This window comes from Nitrosomonas aestuarii (genome assembly GCF_003046585.1).
GTDB classification, from domain to species: Bacteria; Pseudomonadota; Gammaproteobacteria; order Burkholderiales; family Nitrosomonadaceae; genus Nitrosomonas; species Nitrosomonas aestuarii.
The window spans coordinates 1-17,848 of record NZ_QAAE01000006.1 but is presented as its reverse complement, the minus strand read 5'-3'; the positions used below and the strand labels follow the sequence as shown (position 1 = coordinate 17,848).

At 43.0% G+C, this 17,848-nt stretch carries 15 protein-coding genes, 1 pseudogene and 1 riboswitch; of the genes and pseudogenes, 9 read left to right on the top strand and 7 right to left on the bottom strand.

What is annotated here, in order from left to right:
- Positions 1 to 356: 356 nt before the first annotated feature.
- The gene (locus tag C8R11_RS06725; RefSeq protein WP_107795046.1) at positions 357 to 1,448 is read right to left on the bottom strand and encodes a PEP-CTERM sorting domain-containing protein; all 1,092 of its coding nucleotides are present in this window, start codon (positions 1,446 to 1,448) and stop codon (positions 357 to 359) included.
- Positions 1,449 to 2,265: 817 nt separating this feature from the next.
- Here C8R11_RS06725 and C8R11_RS06720 point away from each other — a divergent pair.
- Positions 2,266 to 2,937, top strand: a complete 672-nt coding sequence (locus C8R11_RS06720; RefSeq protein ID WP_181258190.1) for a DUF2490 domain-containing protein — start codon at positions 2,266 to 2,268, stop codon at positions 2,935 to 2,937.
- Between the two features lie 105 nt (positions 2,938 to 3,042).
- Here C8R11_RS06720 and C8R11_RS16935 read toward each other — a convergent pair whose 3' ends face one another.
- Positions 3,043 to 3,165 carry a hypothetical protein gene (locus C8R11_RS16935; RefSeq protein ID WP_280523877.1) on the bottom strand — a complete coding sequence of 41 codons (123 nt, stop codon included), beginning with the start codon at positions 3,163 to 3,165 and terminating at the stop codon, positions 3,043 to 3,045.
- Between the two features lie 37 nt (positions 3,166 to 3,202).
- On the opposite strand from C8R11_RS16935, the gene C8R11_RS06715 reads away from it, so the two are divergent.
- A complete protein-coding gene (locus C8R11_RS06715; RefSeq protein ID WP_107795044.1) occupies positions 3,203 to 3,343 on the top strand; it encodes a DUF1972 domain-containing protein in 141 nt (46 codons plus the stop codon).
- On the opposite strand, the gene C8R11_RS06710 is transcribed toward C8R11_RS06715, so the two are convergent.
- Both C8R11_RS06710 and ovoA read right to left on the bottom strand, forming a co-directional pair.
- Positions 3,319 to 4,503, bottom strand: coding sequence for a MalY/PatB family protein (locus C8R11_RS06710; protein WP_107795043.1), 1,185 nt, complete (start codon positions 4,501 to 4,503; stop codon positions 3,319 to 3,321). The genes C8R11_RS06715 and C8R11_RS06710 overlap by 25 nt on opposite strands.
- Positions 4,500 to 6,614: a 5-histidylcysteine sulfoxide synthase gene (gene ovoA / locus C8R11_RS06705; RefSeq protein ID WP_107795042.1), complete on the bottom strand. Its 2,115-nt coding sequence runs from the start codon at positions 6,612 to 6,614 to the stop codon at positions 4,500 to 4,502. Before ovoA ends, C8R11_RS06710 begins: the two co-directional genes overlap by 4 nt.
- A gap of 295 nt (positions 6,615 to 6,909) precedes the next feature.
- Between ovoA and C8R11_RS16930 the strand changes: the two genes are divergently transcribed.
- Positions 6,910 to 7,032: a hypothetical protein gene (locus C8R11_RS16930; RefSeq protein ID WP_280523876.1), complete on the top strand. Its 123-nt coding sequence runs from the start codon at positions 6,910 to 6,912 to the stop codon at positions 7,030 to 7,032.
- A gap of 420 nt (positions 7,033 to 7,452) precedes the next feature.
- On the opposite strand, the gene C8R11_RS06695 is transcribed toward C8R11_RS16930, so the two are convergent.
- Positions 7,453 to 8,721 carry a hypothetical protein gene (locus C8R11_RS06695; RefSeq protein WP_181258189.1) on the bottom strand — a complete coding sequence of 423 codons (1,269 nt, stop codon included), beginning with the start codon at positions 8,719 to 8,721 and terminating at the stop codon, positions 7,453 to 7,455.
- A 416-nt stretch (positions 8,722 to 9,137) separates the two neighbouring features.
- Positions 9,138 to 9,214, top strand: a riboswitch (cyclic di-GMP riboswitch).
- 539 nt (positions 9,215 to 9,753) lie between these two features.
- Between C8R11_RS06695 and C8R11_RS06690 the strand changes: the two genes are divergently transcribed.
- The 5 genes and pseudogenes from C8R11_RS06690 to C8R11_RS06675 all read left to right on the top strand — a co-directional run bounded on the left by C8R11_RS06690 (position 9,754) and on the right by C8R11_RS06675 (position 13,532).
- Positions 9,754 to 12,249, top strand: coding sequence for a G8 domain-containing protein (locus C8R11_RS06690; protein ID WP_107795040.1), 2,496 nt, complete (start codon positions 9,754 to 9,756; stop codon positions 12,247 to 12,249).
- A 93-nt stretch (positions 12,250 to 12,342) separates the two neighbouring features.
- Positions 12,343 to 12,513, top strand: coding sequence for a hypothetical protein (locus C8R11_RS17225; RefSeq protein WP_181258188.1), 171 nt, complete (start codon positions 12,343 to 12,345; stop codon positions 12,511 to 12,513).
- Positions 12,514 to 12,832, top strand: a pseudogene (locus C8R11_RS16675) (transposase); the annotation flags it as partial.
- Between the two features lie 164 nt (positions 12,833 to 12,996).
- On the top strand, positions 12,997 to 13,179 hold the full coding sequence (locus tag C8R11_RS17135; RefSeq protein WP_181258187.1) for a diguanylate cyclase domain-containing protein: 183 nt from the start codon (positions 12,997 to 12,999) through the stop codon (positions 13,177 to 13,179).
- The gene (locus C8R11_RS06675; protein WP_244907581.1) at positions 13,158 to 13,532 is read left to right on the top strand and encodes a multidrug ABC transporter permease; all 375 of its coding nucleotides are present in this window, start codon (positions 13,158 to 13,160) and stop codon (positions 13,530 to 13,532) included. The genes C8R11_RS17135 and C8R11_RS06675 overlap by 22 nt, the downstream gene beginning before the upstream one ends.
- Before the next feature lie 24 nt (positions 13,533 to 13,556).
- On the opposite strand, the gene zapE is transcribed toward C8R11_RS06675, so the two are convergent.
- Positions 13,557 to 14,786: a cell division protein ZapE gene (gene zapE, locus C8R11_RS06670; RefSeq protein WP_107795036.1), complete on the bottom strand. Its 1,230-nt coding sequence runs from the start codon at positions 14,784 to 14,786 to the stop codon at positions 13,557 to 13,559.
- Positions 14,787 to 14,938: 152 nt separating this feature from the next.
- Between zapE and C8R11_RS06665 the strand changes: the two genes are divergently transcribed.
- Entirely contained in the window at positions 14,939 to 16,660 is a 1,722-nt protein-coding gene (locus tag C8R11_RS06665) for a flagellinolysin (protein ID WP_107795035.1), read from the top strand.
- Between the two features lie 164 nt (positions 16,661 to 16,824).
- Here C8R11_RS06665 and bfr read toward each other — a convergent pair whose 3' ends face one another.
- Positions 16,825 to 17,292, bottom strand: a complete 468-nt coding sequence (gene bfr / locus C8R11_RS06660; protein ID WP_107795034.1) for a bacterioferritin — start codon at positions 17,290 to 17,292, stop codon at positions 16,825 to 16,827.
- Between the last annotated feature and the right edge of the window lie 556 nt (positions 17,293 to 17,848).

The window sequence follows — 17,848 nt, the reverse complement described above, 5'->3', positions numbered from 1 at the left end:
TTCTTTTTTATTCGGTGCAATCGGTTTCGATTGAATTTAGAATTCTGAAACAACACCGTTTCATCGGATTGCAGGGTGTTACTGGTGAGTAATTGCTGTTTGCCGTTTTTGTCTATCAGTCATCTCCTTCAAGCGATTTTGCACATGTGATCGACGGCGGAACCGGAACAGGTGTGGTCTGGGTTGATATGTCCCGGGAATCGCCAGGATCTTTAAATGCCGAATAAAGGGTGCGAATATGCCGGTTTTGTTGTGTTATATATTCAGTGAGTTTGGCGTTATTGATGATAACGGACGAGGCAGCCAAAGCTGCCTCGTAATGTAAAATAAACTTACCAATGTCAGTAAATAGACAGTTATTGCACTTTGCGCCGTCTCAATCCAATAAAGCCAAGTAGGCCAATACCGAATAGAGAAAGTATGCCGGGTACAGGAACAGCGACAACTACAGGTGAAACTGATGGTTGACTGATTACATTGCCTGTTAGATTTAATGTCAGGTAATTGTCATAGTGATACCTGCTGGAAGATGCGCCAATATCAGCATCAGACAAGGTTAAGAGATAAGTGGCGTTGAAAAAACCAGCGACTGAGGTATCTAAAGAGGCCTGAAACCCATTTTCACCGCTTGCGGCCAATCCAGCAAATAGACCCAGATTTGTTCCCAGTGCCGAAGTGTCACCAACGCCAGAGAAGCTGTCCAGATCAAGTCCTACGCGTTCTCCCGAGAGGTTAAAGATACTGAAATTTAGTAAAGGCGCAAGGTCACCCAGATTCACTGAGCCAAAATCCAAGTTAAGAACAGTATGAGAGCTGCCAGCGGCAAAGGAAGCATCTGCGTGAAGCAGGTAGTCGTATGTTACAGAATAGCCGGCGTTTAGATTGGTCAAGGTTTCGGTGTTGTTGGCACCTGAGCTACCTATATTTGCAGTGAGCGTGTTAGTGTCACGGTCAGCTATCAGTGTGGTATTTAAACTAGTGACGACATTGCCAGTACCAACCCAATGGTTCAAATTAGTAACATTGTTGATGGTTTGCGACAGGGAATTCCAGCTATTGTCAGCGCCATCCGCATTGCCGCTTTTGGTCACTGTGTTTAATGTCCCAGTTGAATTTAACCCTCCGCTCCCGCTCCAAACCTCGTTCACCGTTGCTGTGCCACGAGCGGGATTGTTGCCATCAGCACGCAACCAGGTTGTGCTGTTACCGGGTGTCAGCACTGCTGTCAAGCTCATTAGTACGCCATTATTTGAATTAAATTGACTGACAGCAATGTTAGTGTTTTGGGTGCGTTGATTAGGGGTGGTGCTATTGTTTGAAACACTGCGATTATCTCCGCTTAACAGGGTAGCGCTACCACTTATGGTTAAGGGTATGGCTTGTGCGTTCGTACTTATGAGCGCCAAAGCAACAGCCAAAGCGGCGAGTGGATTGATTTGCGTTTGCATTTTTTTCCTTTTATTGAAATATAGTTATGAAACAAGCTGTTTGTACAAGGTGAACAGAATCTTTTGCTTTGTCTTGCATTATTAATTGGAGCAATATCTGTGCCATGAAATATTTCTTTTAATAAACAGTTGCTTGCTTTTATGTTGTGTCTTATTTTTGCAGGAGTGTAAGAATCTTTGACACAGTGTTATCAGGCGGCGTTGAGCACACTGCAAAATGAAGATAAAAATCAAAAAATCGCGGAAAGCAGAATGTTTTTAACAACTCGCCACCTACGTATGTGTAAGCATTTATTGTTCACAGCTTTTGTTGGCATTTAACAGGCATGGAGAAATTATACGTATGCCGTAGCAGCATTCAAAGCAGACTCAAAATGCTCATTTATTATGCATATGGTAAGCGCCCAACGCCACCATCTAAAAGCTTTTAAAAAATGTCATTATTCTCAAACATTTTTTATGAGAATAACAAGTAGCATAGTCTACCAATATTCTTGACGAGCGGTTGTGTCCGGTTTTTAACAGGTCGTTGAGAAACTCTTTCGAGACAGGCATCGCAAGACAAAAATAGCCATTTCAAAATTTCCTTGCAGCAATTTTGTCGCCTGCCCCATCCTGTATTTCTACTTATTCGAGTTTGATACGATCCACAATTAGGGTGTTATTGCGCACAACTCAGTGTAAGCTGCAGTGATTTTGCATGAGTGTATAACAGATTCTACTTCGTTTTAACCATTCTCAAATCAATATGCGGATGTCATCCAGGTTTAGAAGAATTAACAGGTTCATCGCATCAGTAGTGATCAACCTGGTCGTTATGAATACCGTTTTAGCGGATAATACCGCCGAGGATTTTTATACCTGGGCAGGATTTGAAATGACGGGTAGTATGTCTGCAAATAATTCCTATCTGAAAAACTTCAGGTACAAGCTCTTTATGCAGGGTCGTTTTGGTGATAGTTCGTCCCGGTTTACCCAGGGATTGATACGGTCGGGGGTCGGATATACTTTCAGTGACAAAGTTACTGCCTGGATTGGATATGACTGGGTGCCAACCGGCAGACCGCTTGCACTTCGTTCGTTTAACGATCATGCGGTCTGGCAGCAGTTATCGCTGCAAGAGAATTATCCATTCGGTACAGCGAGCAGTCGCACCCGGTTGGAACAACATTTTTTTGATATTCCTGGCAGCGGTGATGTCGCGCATCTTTTTCGGCAGATGTTTAAACTGTCAACACCCATGCGCTTTGTTTCACCGAATACCAGCCTTGTTATATGGAACGAAATTTTTGCCAATTTGAATTCAACAGATGCAGGCACTCAAAGTGGTTTTAACCAGAACCGGGCATTTGCCGGGATAGGTTATGGTATAAATAAGCATCTTTTGTTAGAAATTGGCTATATGAATCAGTATATTCACAGACGAAATAATACCCGTCCCGATCTGATGCTCCATGTCATGTCTGTGACCATGCTTTTGAATTTTTGAGCTTCAGACATGTATGAAGAAAAAACTGAAAATCAATCAAGTATATAGCGCGACTTTAATGTGAAAGAACTCAACAGAAGATGCGCATAAAGCTAGTGTAGAAAGTCAAAAACTAAGCAGTGCGCAAGTCAGCTCTTCTCTGGATTGATAAGATTGAAAAGAACCGAAACGGATCAAACCCTGCAGATCGTTTCTCGCAATCAGTGGCGCACTCTCGATAATACTCATCGACAAATTCATCGTGAATTAACGATACAATACTGCAATGAAATCAAATAAAGCTTTAAGAATCCTGGGTCTCCGAGTTATTCCAACAGATCATGGCGGCTTTGAAACGTTCGTCGAACATCTTGCGCTTTATATCGCTAAAAATGCATGCATTTATGTGCGTCGATTATACGCCTGATGAATATTTTTCAGGATCTGCATCACCGTTTGTCTTGGCGCACCAATATTCAGTCGCATAAAGCCGCTTCCTTCCTTACCGAATAAAATACCCGGACTCATGCCGACGTTGGCTTCATGAACAAAAAAATGTTTGAGTTCGGTATCGTTCATGTTCATTGCATTGCAATCGAGCCAGAGTAGATAAGTACCTTCTGAAGAAATCAGCTGTATTTTTGTAAGATGTTCGTTTAGATAGGCTGCCACACAATCTCGCGTGTCGCGAAGATAAATCCGTAATGCTTCCAGCCATTCTTCACCTTCACGATACGCAGTTTCAAATGCAGTGATGCTGAACGGGTTGGATGCGCTGATATGCCAGCTGTTGAATACGTCATTAATGGCTTTGCGGATTGTTTTGTCCGGAATAATCAGCGCGGACAGATTCAGACCCGGAATATTGAAAGTTTTACTCGGTGTCATAGCGGTGATGACATGTTTGTTACTGCCGTTGAGTGTGGCAAGTACGGTATGTTTGTTGTCTGGATAAATCAAGTCGGCGTGGATTTCATCAGAAAAAATGATGAGATTATGTCTTTCTGCAATTGTTAATAATTGTTCCAGTTCCTGTGGCGACCAGACGCGACCTACCGGATTGTGCGGTGAGCACAATAGTAACAGATGTGCATCCTTGGCACAGTGTTCCAGATGTTGAAAGTCGATAACGTAGCGATCATGATTGCGTTTCAGCGGATTTTCGATCAGTTTTCTGTCGGTTTGAGTTACTGCTGAAAAAAAGGGGAAATAAACCGGTGGTTGTATAATGACCGAATCGCCGGGCCGGGTAAATGCCATGACTGTGGCGTTAAGCGATGGCACCACGCCTGGGCACATTACTATCCAGTCGCGCGCTATTGTCCAGCCATGACGCCGTTGTATCCAGTCGATAGTGGCGTCATACAGACTGTCGGGAAACAGCGTGTAGCCGTAAATCGGATGCCTGGCGCGCGCAATTAATGCTTCGGTGACGGCAGGCGGCACAGCAAAATCCATATCCGCCACCCATGCTGGCGTCACGTTAGATTTGCCAAATATGCCTTGCCGCCCGTCATATTTGACGCTATCGGTTTGTTCGCGGTTGATTATCCGATTGAAATACTCTGGATCGAGTCCACCCTTCAAGAAATTCTCTCCCAAATAGTGACTTCGGATAATGTGTGTTGGTGCTTCCGGCTGGTTTCACGGATGACAAAAGGTACCGACTGCGGACCTTGAATCAATTTGAAATGTTTGCCGAGAATTTCTTTCAAACCATCCAGGGTAGTGAAATTTTCTCCATCGCGTTTGAAGCCGCCAATCCAATGTTCTTTCTTGGTATGTTCAGTCAGCCAGGTATACGGTGATGTAAGCATCAGCAGACCGCCTTTATTGATGCGTGTATGGATAACGTTAAGTAATTTGGCGGGATCGTACAGCCGGTCAATCAGGTTTGCCGCAAGAATCAGGTCGTAACCTGAAAACAATGGTTTCAGGTTACATGCATCACCCTGATAAAACTCTACTTTGTTTTTCACGGCTTCCAAGTCCAGGCCGTTGAGTGTACGCTCCTTGTAGAATACCAAATCACCTTCGTCGGTCAGCGTGTAGCGTAGAATGCCTTGTTGCGCCAGTTGCACACCCTGACCGATAAAACGCGCGGAGAAATCAATGCCAATTACACGGTCAAAATGACGTGCAAGCTCGAAAGTTGAGCGTCCGGATGCGCAGCCGAGGTCGAGGGCTTTATGTGCAGGTCTGTCGCCCATGGCGGCAATTGCAATTTCCGCGAGTGCTTTGGGAAAGTTTGGTACATTAAAGTAGGTGTCGCCATAATGAAATTCGGCGTATTCAGAAAGTAGTTTGTCGGTTTCATAGTTTGAAGTCTGCAACGTGGCCGGTGCGTCGGATACAACATAGCGAAAACCCGCATGCTGGAAGAAGTGCTGCCGAAATGCATAGCGGGCGCTTTTGAGAGACTCATTGCCACAGGAAATCCATGCACCACCCTTGATCAGGTTATGCTGGTTATCAAAAGTCGGTGTGGTGAAATCATCATACAGCGGGTGCACATCAAAACCTTCGAATGGATAGGTCGGTGTTTCGGTCCATTGCCAGACATTGCCTACGATATCAAAGAATTCACCTTGTGGGAATTCATTCACCGGGCAGCTGGAAGCATAATAATCGAGATGTAGATTGCCCGCAGCCGATTTGTCATGGGGTACTTCAGACAAACCGGAGATATCATATAGCCGGTACCATTCGTCTTCGGTAGGTAATCTGACCGGTTGTCCTGTTGTTTTCGTCTTCCAGTTACAAAAAGCCTTTGCTTCATGATAATTAACATCGACAGGCCAGTCCCATGGCATCGGAATTTCGTCGGTCATAGTACGCATGAACCAGTTGTCGTCTTTCTTTATCCAGAAAGCAGGGTGTTTGACATGGGTGAAGTTACGCCAGGACAAGCCTTCTTCTTCCCAGTAATCGTCTGTCTGATAACCGTTCGCCTGCATAAAAGCAAAAAACTCCTGATTGCTGACAAGATATTTACTGGCTTGAAAAGCTGCGATATCTGCAGTATGCAGGCCATATTCATTATCCCAGCCGTAATGTTGATGCGATACTTTGTTTTTGCCTATTTCAATTGATCCGGCAGGTACATTGATCAATTCATTCTCGGGTGCAACGCCCGTTTTTTCACAAGGCCGCCAGGCTTCATGTGTTTGCACATGCGCAAGCGCGTGTTGCCGAATCAGTACGGAAGATGTCTCTAAATGAATCTGTTCATGTTCAATGCCCATTAGAATTGGCCACCAGGGGCTTTCCCAGGTAATTGGCAGTGTCAGCGGTAAATCGCTGATCAGCCTATCGACCATGCTGCGCATCATGCCGCGATAGCGGTGTACTTCTTCTACAGTAGGCCATTCATAATGCGTGTTATCCAGATCGTCCCAGCTCATCTCATCCACGCCGACGGCAAACATGGATTCAAATTTTGGATTGATACGTTTGGTGATCAATCCTGCCAGCATCAGTTTGTTGACAAAAAAAGTCGCCGTGTGACCATAGTAAAAAATCAGAGGGTGACGCAGTGAAATCGGTTTTTTGTAATAAGCATCATCATTGCGCAGTGTTTTGAAAAGCTGTTCATAACAATCCAGCGTGCCATGAAAATAGTTACGAATTTCTGCTCGTTTCGCGTTGACGTCTTCACCGTCGAGAAAGGGGGTTCTCTGAATCAGTTGTTTTCGCATATTGTTGTATTGTTGATCATATTATTCAAATTCTGGCCGCTATTATAACGCCTCAGGAAATTGTTATCACATTCATCGGGAAATTAGGTTTCTAACCCGAAGATTGCATGAATCAAAAAAGGAGATTTTATACTGGCAAAAGTCGACTTTTGCCAGTGGGAGTCAATTTATTTTCAAATTAATATTGATGCAATGAATTTCCCAGCAGATTTAGATGTCAAGTTTTGTAAAAAAGGTGTGACTTGCCTGCCCATGGGCTTTCATCTGGTAGAAATATGCGCAACAGTCTGGAAATGTGGTATCTGAGTACCAGTCTGGCCGTGACGTAAAAGAAGACTATCCGGTAGGGGCATTTGCTTGTGGGTGGCAGGCGAGTACGGTGGTGATTGCGCACGATGACAGCGCCGATTTTGATTAACTTCTAGTTCAGCGTACTAATCGTCACATGCGCGAGGTCAGTGCTCTGCAGTACAACCCGGTGTATTGTTAGAACGCAAGCCTGAGAAGATAGTAAGAGCCGGAATTGATTTGATCGCCAGTAACGGTAATTGGTACTGCTGGCAAATAAAGCCAATGCTGTTACTTTTTGCGATTTTCAGTGTCATCACGCGCGCAATAAAGCTGATTGCAGAGAACTATGGTTTGCCTGACTGTAATTGTCTGTCACTACTTTTGATACAAACCTGCCTCACACAGCAATATTCAGGACAAATGTTTAAGTTTGCAACGCCAAGAGAAAAGAAGTTAAGTGTAAAATTGAACGTGCATGTGAATTCATGAATTGATCACGGGCTCAAGTTTAATGTTTTCCCATTTTAGAGGCACTCACTAAAAACTGTTATTGATCGCGAAGCCTGATTTGGATATCGGGAGCTGATCGTTCAACCACAGGTGGTATTGAAGAACGATTAAGTCCCAGTACGCTGACCCGGTGAGCAGCATTGAAGCTTGGGGCACCATTTTTGTCTCGCAGAATGGATGAGAGTTTATATTCTAATCCGTTTGAATCAGGGTCAAAGCGTATGTCGTGTATCCAAATGCCGGCACGTTGAACATGTTGATCATCACATTCATAGTTCAGATCCCAACCTGTCAGCATGGGTACAGCGTAATCAAAAGGCAAATCATAAATACGGAATGTTTCAGTACGTATAACGCCATCGACGCCATTACGGCAAATATTCGCTTTGCCTGACCGCGGATTCAATGGCAGGAAATCGGCATGCAGTTTGACACTGCCGCCGCCGATAAGAGCTGCGCGCGCTTTGATCCAGTGCGTTCGTGTGCCATTGTCTTTGAAAATAGTTTGTGTAATCCAGTGTGGATTACCGTCAGGATTTGGTGAAGCGCCTGTTTGAAAAAGACTATATGCGACCTGACGCAGTTGGTGATCAGCTGGATCGTCCCATCGGCAGGGAGGGAAGCGTAGTTCACATTCAAATTTGTTGTCATATTGGAAACTAAATCCACGTGGAATAACAACGATTGAATCGCTGCTTCTGAGAGCGCCGTCACTCCATAAACTTTCCAGCGTAGCGATCGGTCCTTCAGAATCGATCTGTAAATCCCAGGTGTTTATACCGTTATAATCACCTTCTATTTGTGCATCAATCCAAGCAGAGTTAAAGCCAAAGCCCGTGTAGTAAACGCAGAATTCATAGGCATCGTCCCAATTCTGATCACTGAGTTCGCCTGCCACTTCAAAAACAAGCATAGGAGGGCTGTCGCCGCCGGTAACCAGTTTGCTGTGTGTAATGTCGGCACGCATCGAACGTACCTCGTGGTCTTTGTGTAAATAGCGCAAATCCCATCCGTTCAATACTACGGTGCCGCGATTGACATAAGTGGGCATGTCTAATGTGATTAACATGATTGCAGATTCGGGCCCACGTACCTGTTCTGTACATTGATTGCCTTCCAGCATGATAAATTTGCCTTGATCCTCAAAACTGATTTTTCGGGCGGCTTTGAAAAATACCGGATCTGACGGAAAGGTGTTTTGCAATGCGGATGTTGCCATTTTGTCTTTATCTTTTCGACTAGCCATGCAACCGGTTAGCATCATCAGTATGACAGTTCCAAACAGAATTAGACGAAACCAATTCATTTAAACTCTCCCATAGCATAAAATCATTTCAGGCGACACGTCGGATAACGATTCTTGCTCAATTGTTATGGTGTTTCTTGGCAGTGTAACGTGATACTACGTGAAAGAGAAGTTTTTTGCTGCGGCCTATAACACTGGATGTCACATTATTTTCAATCATGGTTAACATGTTTTTTGGGCTTCCAATATTAGGGTGAAGGTTTTGTTAGAAAAAAGTAATGAGTACGCCCAACTGCGCGCCAGACTATTAAGAAAATGAATGTAACGATTGTCAGTGAGGGTTATCGACAGAGTTTCCCATGTTTTCGCAAAGATGTTGTTACGTACGGCTGTCAGTATCTTTTGCTGGTAGTTGAATTGGTATCGGTAATATGTCAGCAGTCCCTAAAGATTTTTCAAAAAATTACGATAAAACAAAAAGACAAAGGCATACTCATCGTGAGGTGAGGACGCAAAGCTTCCGGTCTAGCAAATAGATAGCGGGGTTACCAAAAGTTAGTGTCTGCAGATATGTCAGTTAGTATCATCAATAGATACGACAACTGATATCGTCAATAGATACAACATAGTAGAAACATGCGTTCCCCGGCCTGTGTCTGAGTTTGATTAACGAACGAGGAACCAAACATGACAATTTACAAATCCCCCTGCTCTTCCAATAATCGAAGTCGAATTTATTTTGATTTTGACAAACGCATTCTAGTGGTTCCGTATGAGCAATTTTATTTGAGCTAACTACACCACAAAATTCACTTTTATTCGCACTTGATACACGGTATCAAAAAAACACAGATATCTATGAGTTGGGTAAAAGTATGACTTGTTGATCATCTCGTATATGCGAGTCTGCTCGTACAAATCATAGAAGACCCGTGGTGAATCAAAGTGAAAAATTCAAAGATTGATTCTAATTATCAACAAGATTTATCCAAAGTTGATTTGTTTACAGATCAATTCATTTGTTGATTGAGAATATGTAATGTACTGATTCTTCAATCAGGATAAACGCTATAAGTGTACTAAGGAAATTAAATGAAAGAATTTTTATTAGCTATGATTATTTTTGTAGCAGCATCACTAGTATTTGCGGAAGAGGCTCCGGATGCAACTTCAAAAGAAACGGCTCCATTAGAAAGCGTGGAACCGCATCATCACCCAGCAGCCGTAATGGAAGGCGACCTGGATTCTGTTGTAACCGGAAAAGATGTGATTCCTAACTTTGCAGCTCACCCAACGATTGTTTCAAAACAAAGCGGGAATTGGTTTGATGTTTCTACCTGGCAACAAGCGCGAGTACCTCATGCTGATGATGTTGTTCGAATAGAGCAAGGGCACGCTGTCAATTACAATGGTATCAGCGACGCTGCTTTAGCTTCTCTCGGAATTAAGGGAACGTTAACATTTGATACAGCTATGAGTAGCAGAATCAAAGTAGGCACTATTTTAGTCTATCGTGAGGGCAGGATGAATGTTGGAACCCTGGCAAGTCCGATTGCAGGGAATGTGAAAGTGGAGATAATTATTGCCAATCGTTCGCTTGCTACTTGGGGCCCTGATAGGGCGACAGGAGCCTACGATCCATTGCAATATGGTACCGGCTTGATCTCATTCGGCGAAGTCAATATGCACGGAAAAGAAATGTCACCAACCTGGATAAGGTTGGCACAAGAACCCCGGGCTGGACAGAATACTCTTGTGCTGGCAAGTTCTCCGACCGGTTGGTCAGTGGGAGATAAGCTTGTGCTGCCGGATACCAGACAAACACCTCTAGTTAAGAAATGGCAGATTGAACCTGTGACACCAATAGAACTTCAGCTTGAGGAAATGATTATCGCTGACATTTCTGGCAATACAATTAGATTAACTCGACCGCTGGTGTACGATCATCTGGGTGGCCGTGATACTGATGGTAATTTGATTGGTATGCCGCATATTGGCAATTTAAGCAGAAACATTGTGGTGCGTTCTGAAAATTCCGGTGGCGTTAGAGGACACAGCATGTTTACTGAGAGATCCAAAGTGGATATCAGATATGTTTCATTCGTCGATATGGGTCGTACTACAGCGAAGCCGCTGGATAATACAGTCATTACTGATAATGTGGTAGCACACATCGGCACAAATCAGATTGGCCGTTATCCTATTCATATGCATCATCATATGGGACCCGTAAATACATCTAATGACGGTTATCAATTTGTTCTGGTTGGCAATGCAATTGACAACGGCGCTAAGTGGGGCATAGCAGTACATAATTCTCACTTTGGTCTTGTGGATGGTAACGTTGTCTATGACGTTGAGGGTGCCGGGATCATTACAGAAGAAGGCAATGAAAGAGAAAATGTTTTCAGTAATAATTTCGTTGTTAAAGTCGGAACCATCATTAAGAGTCTTTATGAGCCAAGATATGGGGGCGTTGCTGAAATAGGCAGACATCACGGATTTAGTGATTTCGGCTATGAAGGTTCCGCTTTATGGTTTACAGGTAACGATGATTATGTAACCGGAAACGTAGCCGCTAATGCTGCTTATGCGGGTGTCATGTATAACGCGCGATCAAAAGGGTTTGTGAATAATCAGCCTTTAGTGCCCAATTTTAGAGGTGCTGATATTGACGATTTAACTCAATGGACGAGCTATAAAAAGACATTTGCGCCAGAAATCCGAATGTCAAGAAACAATGAAGTATACGCCAGTGGTGTTGGCATATGGGTCGGTTTTGCAGGTGTCGTAGGACAGTTGAGTGACTATCTTTTGTGGAATATCAAACAGACCGGTTTATATTCTCAGCGTAACATTTCTGCCGCCTATGACAACATAACGATTATTGGCAATCAAGCCGTATCGAACAAGAACTATATCGGCACAATTAACATAGGTATTGATTTGCATAATCCTCGATATCAAGCCGGTCACGTTGTGTTGAGAAATATTAGGGTTGAAGGATTCAATCTGGGCATTGATCTTCCGGCATTTTTACTGCCAGTAGAGCCGCAATTTGGATTGGCTCCGCCCCGGATAACTATAGTTGATGATGCATTTCTTAGGAATTATGTCAACGTAAGAGAACATTCTCCTCTGGTAGGTTCAAAGTATACCTTGCTTAAAGATGTGGAATTTGAACAAAATATGGGTCCTCAAAACAAATTCTTGTCGCTAAAGCCTGCTGCGATCGCTACTAGGATAGTTCCACCCTTCTCATTGTCGACAGTAACTGAATTGTCAAGGACGTATGTCTATAATTATGACAAGCAATCAGGCAATGATTTTCAGTTATTTTTTAAAGAGCAATCTCCCGGTCATGTGATGGTTGCGCGTGAATATCCAGCTGGTAACTTGCTTGCTAATCAGAATTGCCCCACAGTGGGACTTACCAATCAGCAGTGTTGGGATCAGTTTGGGGTGGCGAATCTAAAAGATGTGGCGCCATGTAAAGATACATCGCGTATCGAAATTGATGGCTTTACATGTCCTATTAGTGATGCAGCTACGCTTGAGGAACTTCTAAGTCTGATTCCTGAAATTTAACCATCTGTTTTTCTATCTTCTCCAGTTTGGCTGAAATAGCTTAACTGGAGATTGAACAAACAATTAGAAAATAGTATCTGAAGGGGCCAAAACTTGCCCGCACTTAAAGAATGGCAGCAAAGACCGCTGAAGAATATTTGCCCAGTGATGCGAATGGTTGCCGTGCATTATAAAATTACGGAAGCGGGTCGTTATATCGGCAAGGCCATTTACACCCTGTCAGGATTAATACCTGAAGAAAAGAAAGAACTGCCTGGCCTTTGAAAATGGAGCAATACCTATCCCATTGTGATCAGATCCTGACGTAAAAGTGGCATTATTTATCGGCTTACTTTAAACACCCGGAACCGATACGAAAAATCATTTACACAACCAATGCTGTTGAAGCGATGCATCGTCAGTTTCGGAAATTAACCAAAACCAAAGGTGCATTCCAAAATGAAAACAGCTTATTGAAATTACCTTACGCAGGCATATTAAATGCCACTGAGAAATGGACCATGTCGGTTCAGAACTGGACTCAGGTTTTGTCACAATTAGATCTTTTTTTGAAGATCGACTGGATCATGTGCTCGACACCTGAACACATAACCAGTTATCATCAAGCTGCGGAAAATAACTGTAAGTTATGCATTGAAAGAGCAGTGGCTACAGTTATTTTACGTGGCCAACAAGCAAAGCGCGTTAGTCGTAATGCTTATCTGACACAGAATATAAACGGCCTCTAATAATGGTTTTTATGCCATTTTGGGATCAAGTATCGGCATCACTGTCTTTCTCCATGACGGCAAAAATATTGAAATGTTAATAGCTAATGCTGATTCTGCGATATATCAGGCGAAGCGAAAAGGTAAGAAATGGTACTTCCTGTTATTTGGTCGCCTGATTCATAAATTGGAGTTACAACAGTGCAGTTTACATTTAGAGTAATCGTTTCCTTGTTAATGTTTGGTATCGTTCTGTTTTTTATCCAGACAATTTTATTGATTACCACTGAATTAACTGGTTTGATCAGCGTAGCCTTATCATTAGTCTGTGCGGCTTGCGTGGGATGGTATTCGTGGCAATCGTTTTCCAGTAAAAAAATGAGTGTGAGTGCGTCTGTGCTGAACGGTGCGCTCATATTGGGTGGATTAGGGTTTATTTTTGGTTTCTTTGGGCCAATGCTTTTGGTGCAGGATACTCAGCAAGCTATATTCTTTGGTATTATTGTTGCCTGTCCAATTGGGTTGATATTGGGAGCGATTGGTGGTTATGTTTTTGCATCCAGAAAGCGTGACTGAAGACGCCAGTCTTTTGGAATATAGCTATTCAGCAATAAGTTTTCCATGACCTTTTGCTAAATAGTCTTCTGATTGCATTTCTATTAAGCGGGATATAGTGCGCTCAAACTCGAAATCGGAGTTGCCTGATTGATAAAGTAGGTGTGGAGGTGTGACCGCCGAGCAAAGAAATTTGACGTTATATTCATATAGTGCATCGATAAGATGGATAAAACGTTTGGCTTCGCTTGTATTTTCATGTGTAAATTGTGGAATAGCTACTATGATGACCGTATGATAAGCTCTAGCGATAGCAAGGTAATCTGCTGAGCCCAGTGGATTGGCACATAATCGCTTGAACGAAAAAACTGCTACGCCGCGCGCGGATTTCGGCACAAATAATTTACGTCCTTGAACGTTTAGTTCACCACTCGGTACCTTGTCTCGATCTTCCACACTGCGATCCGTCAAACGAAAAAAGGCTGCGGATAATTTGGCTGTGGTGGTTTCATTTACCGGATGAAAATAAGTGTCTGTGCCCTTTAATCGGTTATAGCGGTAATCGATGGGGCCATTCAGTGACACGATTGCCATGTTTTTTTTTATGCGATCAATAAACGGTACAAAACGATGGCGGTTGAGTCCATTTTTATACAGGTCATCTGGTGCTCTGTTGGATGTAGATACTATCACTACACCTTGATCAAACAGCTCTTTAAATAACCGGGCGACCACCATCGCATCGGCAATATCAGTAACCTGCAGCTCGTCAAAACATAACAATGTTGCTTTATTAGCGATTTGTTGCGCTACGGCAGGTATTGGATCATCCAGATCAACTTTTCTACCTTGTATATTCTGTAAATTTTGCATTGCAAGTTTGCGCTGTTGTATGGAAAAATTGTGCCATATTTTTAGATGATTATGAATTTCCAGCATGAATTCATGGAAATGCACGCGCCGTTTCGATGCCAAAGGGGCGACGCTAAAAAATAAATCCATTAGCATGGATTTGCCACGCCCGACGTTACCATAAAGATAGATACCTCTAGGAGATTCCTGTTTGTGGTTAGTGCGGCGAAAAAAATGTAATAACCAACCACTTTTTAGACTGTCGGAGCAAGAATAGTCTATCAGTGCATGATATAAACGCTCCAATTCGTCGACCGCATTGGCTTGATCTGCATCCGGTTTTAATTCGCCTATCTGTTTAAGCGTTTGATATTGTGTTGTGGGCGTACTTTTTTTAGTGGTAGGTTGATTTTTCTTTGTCACGAAAAATTAGTTTTCTAAGAATTTGTAAGACGAGCTCGTAATCAAATATTTTGTATATATTAAATTCGGAAAATTCAATTTTTGGTCTTAATAATTGCTTCGATTTTCCGTAAAGAGATAAGAATATCGTATAAATAATTTTACTTGAAATAATGAGCTTATCAATTAATACAAATATCGGTGCCTTAAACAGCATGCGCCAATTGTCGATGACGGAGACGAATTTAAATCGTTCTTTGGAGCGGTTGTCTTCCGGTCTGCGTATCAATAGCGCAAGGGACGATGCCGCAGGACTTGCGATATCCGAACGTATGACATCACAAATTCGTGGTTTAAATCAGGCGACTCGAAATGCCAATGACGGTGTTTCCATGCTGCAAACCGCGGACGGCGCACTTTCATCTATTTCAAGCTCATTACAGCGAGTTCGGGAGCTTTCAGTTCAGGCAGCTAATTCAACAAATAGCCTCAGTGATAAAAAGGCGTTACAGGAAGAGACCAATCAACTTATCCAGGAAATAGATAGAGTATCATCCTCTACTGCGTTCAATAATGAAAAAATTTTTGATTTTACAAGTGGCAGTGTTATAGGCGATTCAAATCAATTGGCCGTACTTTATGGCTTGCAGAACGGCTGGCTCGAACAGGCTGAGAGCATGATCCAGCAATACTATGGTATTTCAGCTGATGGCGCCGATATTAGCATTGAGTTGACTACTTTTTCGGACGGTGCAGGGCAAACTGCCGCCCGGGTTGTTGGTTCGATTCCCGGCGGTTTTACGGGTAAGGCTACCGATGTCAAGCTGCAGATTGATATGAGTGATTTCACGCCGCCTAATCTGCCGAACGGCGGTACGGCCCCTTTTTACAATGACAGAATTATTGCCCATGAAATGGTGCATGCCGTCATGTATCGCAGCATGAATATTGCTTCAATGTTCAATCCGGCGGCTGATCAGATATGGTTCCTGGAGGGTGCGGCTGAATTTATTCATGGCGCAGATGAGCGATTACAGAGTTCAATTAACAATGTTGGCGTTGTCGGGGTCATGGCGCAAGCGGCAAATTTTGGTTCAGCAGGCGGTGCCTGGGTAGGAAGCTCAGATGAGTACTCAGCTGCTTATGCTGCAGTGGGTTATATGCATCAGAAAATCAAAGAAAATGGTGGTGCTGGCATCAAGGATGTCATGACTTATCTTAATCAGAATCAAGCCGCCACACTGAATGATGCAATCAACGCAGCTTCAGGTGGGCTGTGGGCAAGCGCAGATGCTTTTAATGCTGATTTTGTGGCTAATGGCACTGCTTATATCGCTGGAATGAACTTGGCAGACGAAGATACTGGTGCGATTGGAGGCGCAAATGTTGATGGTGGAGCTGTTAGAACGGCTGAAAGTGTTGTTCCAAACAGCAGTTCCAGAAGTGGCCAAAATGCGTTGAGTGGGTTCAATGAAAAATGGGAAAATATCGCTCTGGCTGGGCTGGGCAATAACAAAACTTTACAATTAGGCGCAAACAAGAATGAAACACTGGATGTTTCTTTTGGTGCTGTAAATGCTGGAGCCATGGGTATTGATAACATTGATTTGATTAATAATGCAGGTTTTACCATTTATAAAATGGACCTTGCATTAGAGCATATTAATAAGGAAAGAGCGAAGATAGGCGCGCAACTCAATCGACTTGAATCGGCGATAGCCAATAATCAGGTCAGTGCAGAATCTATGACAGCCAGCCGTTCGCGCATCCAGGATGCTGATTTTGCAATTGAGACAGCAACAATGACCAGAACGCAAATTATGCAACAAGCTGCAACTGCTATTCTTGCTCAAGCTAATTCAAGTCCTCAAATGATGCTGACTTTGCTTAGGTAATCTTGTGTCTCCAATTTCATTAGAACAGAAATTAATGGCTCTGTTGCAAGAAATAGCGCCGAACCTGGCGCTGTAATCCATCGCATCGAAACGGCCAACCTGTTACATTGCACTGCAACCGTTCAGCTTTGTCTTGTAATAGAAATTTTTATACAAACCCGGGATCATATTTGTGATTGAAGATAATTCTGCAGCCCGACTTTTTCAATCAGACCGAGCTGTTTTTCCAGCCAATAGGCGTGGTCTTCTTCTGTTTCACTCAACAGACCTTCTAATATTTCCCGTGTCTGATAGTCTTGTTCCAGTTCACAAACTGCAATTGCATTGCGCAACGCAGTAATTACACTCCGTTCCAGTTCCAGATCATTTCGCAGCATGGCCGGAACGTCCTTGCCAATCCTGAGCGGACTGCGATTACCCATAGCCGGCACACCTTCCAAGAGCAAAATCCTTTTGATAAGCAAATCCGCATGCTGCTTCTCATCGTCCATTTCATGATCAATGCGCTCGTACAGTTTGCTAAATCCCCAGTCATCGTACATGCGAGAATGCGTAAAATACTGGTCCATGGCAGTTAATTCGTCAGCAAGCAGCGCATTCAACGTATCTATTACTTTTGTGTTGCCTTTCATAATTTCCTCCTATTCCAACAGGATTGTTGTCGTGTTCAATACTCATATATCTGCCACGTCTAACCGACACCAGCATAATTTTAAGAATTCTGACGAAGCCAGCCACATTATAATAGCTGTTCAGTATCAAAACAACAATAACCTATTGATTGTAAATGATAACAATTGTCATATTCGTTTCTAACCTGATTCATATTGGAAACACAACATGATTTCCCTGGCAATACAATCGAATTATTACTTCGCTGTTGGCAACAATTTAAAACTTATAATCAAAATCTGAACGATAATGTTCCGATAACAGTGCGCTCAGTTCCGGGGTATTGCCTGTTGAAGAAGGTCGAAGATACATATTTTTTATTAAATATGTTGCTCGAATTAATAGTGAAAAGTATGGGGCCTTTTTCATAGCGGAGTGTGGCATCAAACAGTGTGAAGGATGGAGTTGTGCTGGTATTGGCTGTTCTGGTCAAGTCGAACCGGACACTTTAATCAGAGACATTTCATATTTAGCCGGAGACATTCCACTATTAGCTGTGTGCAACCGGTCATTGTT

Excerpts from the sequence above, each read along its gene's own strand:
- C8R11_RS06690 (WP_107795040.1), top strand. The coding sequence starts at position 9,754 with ATGAAAGAATTTTTATTAGCTATGATTATTTTTGTAGCAGCATCACTA.
- C8R11_RS06720 (WP_181258190.1), top strand. The coding sequence starts at position 2,266 with ATGAATACCGTTTTAGCGGATAATACCGCCGAGGATTTTTATACCTGG.
- ovoA (WP_107795042.1), bottom strand. The coding sequence starts at position 6,614 with ATGCGAAAACAACTGATTCAGAGAACCCCCTTTCTCGACGGTGAAGAC.
- C8R11_RS06715 (WP_107795044.1), top strand. The coding sequence starts at position 3,203 with ATGAAATCAAATAAAGCTTTAAGAATCCTGGGTCTCCGAGTTATTCCA.
- bfr (WP_107795034.1), bottom strand. The coding sequence starts at position 17,292 with ATGAAAGGCAACACAAAAGTAATAGATACGTTGAATGCGCTGCTTGCT.
- C8R11_RS16935 (WP_280523877.1), bottom strand. The coding sequence starts at position 3,165 with ATGAGTATTATCGAGAGTGCGCCACTGATTGCGAGAAACGATCTGCAG.
- C8R11_RS06725 (WP_107795046.1), bottom strand. The coding sequence starts at position 1,448 with ATGCAAACGCAAATCAATCCACTCGCCGCTTTGGCTGTTGCTTTGGCG.
- C8R11_RS06695 (WP_181258189.1), bottom strand. The coding sequence starts at position 8,721 with ATGAATTGGTTTCGTCTAATTCTGTTTGGAACTGTCATACTGATGATG.
- C8R11_RS06665 (WP_107795035.1), top strand. The coding sequence starts at position 14,939 with ATGAGCTTATCAATTAATACAAATATCGGTGCCTTAAACAGCATGCGC.